Raw genomic sequence first — 5,611 nt, 5'->3', positions numbered from 1 at the left:
TTTCAAGCCTTGAGACCTGAGCCTGCGATATTCCTATCTCAGCTGCAACTTCAGTTTGAGTTTTCCCGTGGAAAAATCTGAGATAGAGAATACTTCTTTCGCGTTCTCCGAGTCCTTTGATAGCGTCACGTATAGCTAGTTCGTCCATACGGCTTTCAACACCGTTTAAATCGCTTATCTGATCCATGATATACAATGTATCTTCGGTGTCGGAGTATACTGGCTCGTATAAAGATACAGGGTCGCTTATGCTTTCAAGTGCTATTACAATTTCGGAACGTTTTTCGTTTATTTCGGAAGCAATCTCATCCATAGTTGGTTCGCGGCTGAGTGTGAATGTAAGCCGCTCCTTTGCTTGTATAGCCTTGTATGCAAGATCACGTAGTGAGCGACTGACTTTTACGTGACTGTTGTCACGAAGATATCTTCTCAGTTCTCCGGTTATCATAGGAACGCAGTATGTTGAGAATCGTACTTCCTTGGAAAGATCAAAATTGTTTATCGCTTTTATTAGTCCGATTACGCCTATCTGGAATAGATCGTCTATATCTACGCCACGACCTGTGAAACGCTGTATCACACTTAAAACAAGCCTCAGATTCCCGTTTACGAGTTTGTCACGGGCAGTTTTGCTGCCGTTAGAGCGTATCTCTTTAAGTAACGCGATCTTTTCACTTTCTTTAAGAACTTCAAGCTCGGAAGTATTTATTCCTGCGATAACGACTTTATTATATGCCATAGTATATCCTCCACAATAATCTGTAAGGATATTATTGCCCTGTAGTGACAATGTAATCACAGGAAAAAGATAACAAAAAAAGCAGACAAGTCTGCTTTTTAAGGTGATATTATTTTACATAGTCAATAAGCTTACCGAGGCAGAGCTCAAAGCAACTTCCGTACCATGTTTCGTCTATGTGTGGAATTGTAGCTTCGATACAGTCAAGAGTGAATCTAACAGCGATATCGAGACATTGCTGTATATCCATACCAAGGGTACAGGCTCCGGTAAATACACTGCTGAAAATATCTCCTGTACCATGAAAGCGGTAGTTTATATTCTTGTCAAAGGAGAAATAGAATCTGTCATTTTCAGAGTCGTAAGCGGCAGCACCTTGTTTTATATCGTCGTAGTGTACTCCGGTTATCACAGGCGTTTTACAGCCAAGTTCTGCAAGTCTGCGCAGAACGTCCATAACATACTCTTCACTGTAGATTTCGGTGTATGGAATACCGAGCAGGAATGAAACCTCTGTCATATTAGGCACTATATAATCAGCTCTAGCACAGATCTTTTTCATTTTTTCAACAAAACTATTTGTGAAGCCTGCGTAAAGCCTTCCGGCGTCACCGAGGACAGGGTCAACGATTATCCTGTTTTCATTTGTGCCAAAGTCGTCAAAAAAATCCGAGACGATATCGACTTGTTCAGGAGAGCCAAGATATCCTGTATACAGCGCGTTAAAATTTAAATCCATGCTTTTCCAGTGTGCTGCGATAGAAGGAATATCACTTGTAAGATCGCGGAAGGTGTAGTTTTTGAATCCCTCACCTGTATGGGTTGAGAGAACAGCGGTAGGTATAACTGCTGTCTCTATACCCATAGCGGATATAATGGGCAGAGCAACAGTCAGGGAGCATTTGCCAAAGCATGATATATCCTGTATCGTTACGATCTTTTTCATTATCATCATTCTTTCTTATGTATTCATCAATTTTTGATTATACCCTAAATAAACATCTTTGTCAATACAGGGAATGGAAAAAGCTCCGCAATGCCCCCCTCCGGCGAAATCACTGCATAAAATTACCGAGCCCGTAATTTCGGGCTCGGTAATCCATTTTTCATCAATGGGAGCTGGCTAATGCGGAGAATTTTAAAACTTTCGGCGTATTATGAGACGGGTACGAATACGAGCTCATTGTTCTCTATTCTCAGCTTGCCTTTTTCTCCTATATGGTCTTCCCAGAAGCTGCTTATACTTTTCTCGTAATCGTTCTTACGGACGAAAAGTTCACCATTTTCCATGAAAAGAACGTAATCGTATTCCATTCTTTCCCAAAGGGTGTATTCCTTTTCATTTCGCAGGTCATATACGATTATGTGTTCATCAACTATGCCGCTGCCAAACGAGACCGTCATACACAGCTCGGGAGAACCGTCGCCGTTAATGTCTGTGAAATAGGCACTCCAAATCGGCATCCCGGCGATCGAAGCAATTTGTGTTCCGTTCTTTTCAACATAAATAGTGTACTCATGTCCTTTCCAGATGAAAACGATATCGGGGAATGAGGAAATTATTCTCTTTTCGGCAATGTTTCTGTAATTATAGCTTTCTTCTGAGTTCAAGAAATCATGCCAGCAGTAAACGGAATCGCCGCTTACATCTACTGTAATTGGTTCGGGAATATTAGTCAGTATCGAGATAACGTAATCATCAAGCGCTCTCAGGGATTCCGGCTCTGCTTCGTATCCCTCATAGTTGCCTATTCCAAAGGAATTTCCCTGTATAACAAAGTTAACTGTACTGCCGTTATGTGTGGTGATTCTTATAGTGCTGTAGTTTATGCTCGACGAGCCGAAATACTTATCTTTCTTTACAAATTTAACATTCTTGATGAGCGATAATATCTGATTTATTTCATTATATGTCAGCTTTTCGGGTTTGTTATTACCGTAATAAGTATTTGAGACCTCAAGGCTTTGTACACCGTCGGCTGTAATGTCGCTGTAGTGCAGCTTTGTGCTGAGTATCGAGCTTATTGAGGTTGACAGATGCGGCGCATTAATGAAGTCGGAAACGTCATTATAGCGGATATCAATGCTTTCTCCCGTAGAATCCCTCACAAGGTTGATATAAATGGGCTTTTCCGCGAGATCGCCTCCGCCGACCTTGAGAGTATAGCCTTCGCTTGTGCAGAGCTGCCATATATAGAGCCCCGAACCGATGTCCGTATAGTTGTACTCCTCAAAATCCGACCATGTCAGGTCGTCCTTCTTTGCAGAAAGTGAAATGATATCCTTAGTTGTTATTATCTTTGCCTTTGGCTGTGCGATGTACGGGTTTTCGGTAGTTACGCGGGTGTCTGCGGTTGTTTTTGCGGTAGTTTGTGTCGTCGTTTTTGTTGTGTTTGTAAAATATACTCCCGGACCTGCCTTTACCGTTGAACGCCAGAGTTCGCTGTTGTTCGTGATTTTAGTCATAGCAGTTTCTGTTTCAGTGGGCTTGGTATTCTTACCGGTATTACTGTCGGAAGAAGTCGTGGCAGCAGTTATTTCGGAAGGCGAATGTTCATTTGCTGCAATAGTCGTCTTCGCTTCGGTCGCTTCTGTAGTCGAGACATCCTGAGAATCAACTACCGGCAGAGGCTTATTTCCTTTCATTTTAAGCAAAACAGCCATACTTCCGCCTATTATCATAAGGCAGCACATAACAGCAAGTACAGGATAGAACCTTGGAGCTCTGCGTACAGTCTCAGCCTTCATGAACTCGACCTGTTCATATTCGGTTCCGATACGCGAGATGCATTTATCGTATATACTTTCGAAAGTCTTGTCGTCAGCAGCCTTGTATTTATCCGCAATGCGTTCAACAGTCCCGTCGTCGGCATTGTGGAGTATATCGGAGATATTCTTTTTCATACTGATCCTCCTTTAAATCGTTATGTCCATATCCGTAAGAACGGTTTTAAGTTTTTTCAATGCCCTCCGGAGACGGCTCCTTACAGTTATTGGATTCATGCCGAGTACTTTTGCTGTTTCTGTAGAGCTGCGGTCGTAGAAGTATTTCTGTATGATTATCGAAGCGTCGGGCTGGCCGAGTTCTTCGATCTTCTGTAGCAGCAAAGCGGATATACCAGCGTTTTCAGCTTGTATCTCAATGTTTTCTCCTGACGGGATATCTGGAGAATCCTCATCGTCAAGAGGGACGCTGCTCTTTGCGGAAACAGAGCGCTTTACGTCAATAGCACGCCGTTTGGCTGTTGTACCGATATAAGCTTTCAGCGAGCCCTCGCGGTCCGTATCATAGCTTAGAATCACATCGCTGAGAACATCGGCGGTGCAGTCCTCGATATCGTTTCTGCTTGCCGAACCGCGCAGCACGTTGTATATTATTGTATAAGCGTAGCTCCAGTACTCGTCAAACAGCGCTTTGAAGCCTTCGTCCCTTGACTTCTGCATGATAAGCTTTATTTCGTTTTCAGTCATCGTCCCACCTCCCCGTGAAAAGCTCTGCGTATACGTTATGCTTTCATTATACACATACGGGGACAGAATGTAAAGTGTTGCGCTTAAATTGTAAAAGAAAAAGTTATTGTTATCTCTTTTGCGCCATTAACAATTAATTCAGTTTTTCTTTTGGATTTAATGTTGCTTTATACCAAATTGTGTGATATAATGTTGTGTAAGGTCGTTAGATACTTTAATGTCTTAATGATATATAATAAGGAGTGAGATTTTATGAAAGAGATCCGCAATGAGCATTTTTCGGGGGAAAGAGCTCTTTATCAGGCGAACGGTCTCCAGATAAGCGGAACTTCCTTCGGCTACGGAGAAGCGCCGCTGAAACGCAGCAGTTATATCAAGCTTTCAGACAGTACTTTTTCTTCTAAATTCCCGTTATGGCACAGCGAGATGATAAAGCTCAAAAACTGCATGATGACAGAGGACGGACGCGCCGCTATATGGTATGCAAAAGAAGTCGGAGCAGACGATATCATCGTTGAAGCGCCAAAATGCTTCCGGCGCTGTGACCGAGTGACTCTTAGGAACGTAAGTTTTCCGAATGGTGACGAGGTTTTATGGAAATGCAACAATGTACGCATTGACAGAGTAAAAGTTAACGGTGATTATTTTGCTATGGACTGTGACGGAATGGAGATTAATGGACTTGAAGTCGAAGGCGGATATGCTTTTGACGGAGTTCACAATGTTACTGTACGCAATTCTGTTATAAACAGCCGCGATGCTTTCTGGAACAGCGAAAACGTTGTTATTTACAACTCAACAATAAAAGGAAAGTGCTTTGGCTGGAATTCAAGAAATATTTCTCTTATCAACTGCACTATCGAAAGCCGTGAGGGAATGTGTTACATTGAGAATCTTATGATGAAGAACTGCAAGCTCCCGAATACTATCTTTGCTTTTGAGTATTCAACAGTAAATGCTGATATAATCGGAAAGATCGACAGTATCAGAAATCCCTTGTCAGGTATAATAAAGGCTGATTCGATCGGCGTTATAATACTTGAACAGGATAAGGTCAATCCTATGCGCACTAAGATTATATGCGAGGATCAGCTTATAAGCCAGCATATATAAAACGTAAAGGCGTTCATCATGAACGCCTTTTTTGGTTTGCCCGACATGGGCACAATCTAACGGGTGAAAGTCCCGAACACGCCCAGATAGTGGGAAGTGTATAGCCGAACAGCAAGGGTGTCCGTCGCGAGGAGGAATCTGAAGGAAGCTGTAAGCAAACCTCTGGTCTGACGAACAGAAATCGCATATAAGGCTGGGCTACGATAGATAAGCTGGCCAAAAGCAGCAAAGTCTGATAACTATCAACTTAGTAGTAGCAAAGTAAATGCGGCAGATATATGGAGGGAA

5 protein-coding genes are annotated in these 5,611 nt (G+C 42.5%); 1 reads left to right on the top strand and 4 read right to left on the bottom strand.

Translation table 11 applies throughout. From position 1 onward, the window contains the following. The 4 genes from J6U00_RS05950 to J6U00_RS05935 form a co-directional block, all read right to left on the bottom strand. A partial coding sequence (locus J6U00_RS05950) for a SigB/SigF/SigG family RNA polymerase sigma factor (RefSeq protein ID WP_296580139.1) occupies window positions 1–739 on the bottom strand: 739 nt, incomplete at its 3' end. Window positions 740–848: 109 nt separating this feature from the next. Then, window positions 849–1,685, bottom strand: coding sequence for a pyridoxamine kinase (locus J6U00_RS05945; RefSeq protein ID WP_296580137.1), 837 nt, complete (start codon window positions 1,683–1,685; stop codon window positions 849–851). Window positions 1,686–1,894: 209 nt separating this feature from the next. After that, the gene (locus J6U00_RS05940) at window positions 1,895–3,643 is read right to left on the bottom strand and encodes a hypothetical protein (protein ID WP_296580136.1); all 1,749 of its coding nucleotides are present in this window, start codon (window positions 3,641–3,643) and stop codon (window positions 1,895–1,897) included. A gap of 12 nt (window positions 3,644–3,655) precedes the next feature. Continuing rightward, window positions 3,656–4,210, bottom strand: a complete 555-nt coding sequence (locus J6U00_RS05935; RefSeq protein WP_296580135.1) for a sigma-70 family RNA polymerase sigma factor — start codon at window positions 4,208–4,210, stop codon at window positions 3,656–3,658. A 252-nt stretch (window positions 4,211–4,462) separates the two neighbouring features. Between J6U00_RS05935 and J6U00_RS05930 the strand changes: the two genes are divergently transcribed. Beyond that, window positions 4,463–5,323: a DUF3737 family protein gene (locus J6U00_RS05930; protein ID WP_296580133.1), complete on the top strand. Its 861-nt coding sequence runs from the start codon at window positions 4,463–4,465 to the stop codon at window positions 5,321–5,323. Window positions 5,324–5,611: the final 288 nt, after the last annotated feature.

The organism is Ruminococcus sp., assembly GCF_017650195.1.
In the GTDB taxonomy this organism is placed as follows: domain Bacteria; phylum Bacillota; class Clostridia; order Oscillospirales; family Ruminococcaceae; genus Ruminococcus.
This window is presented reverse-complemented; position numbering and strand designations above follow the sequence as displayed.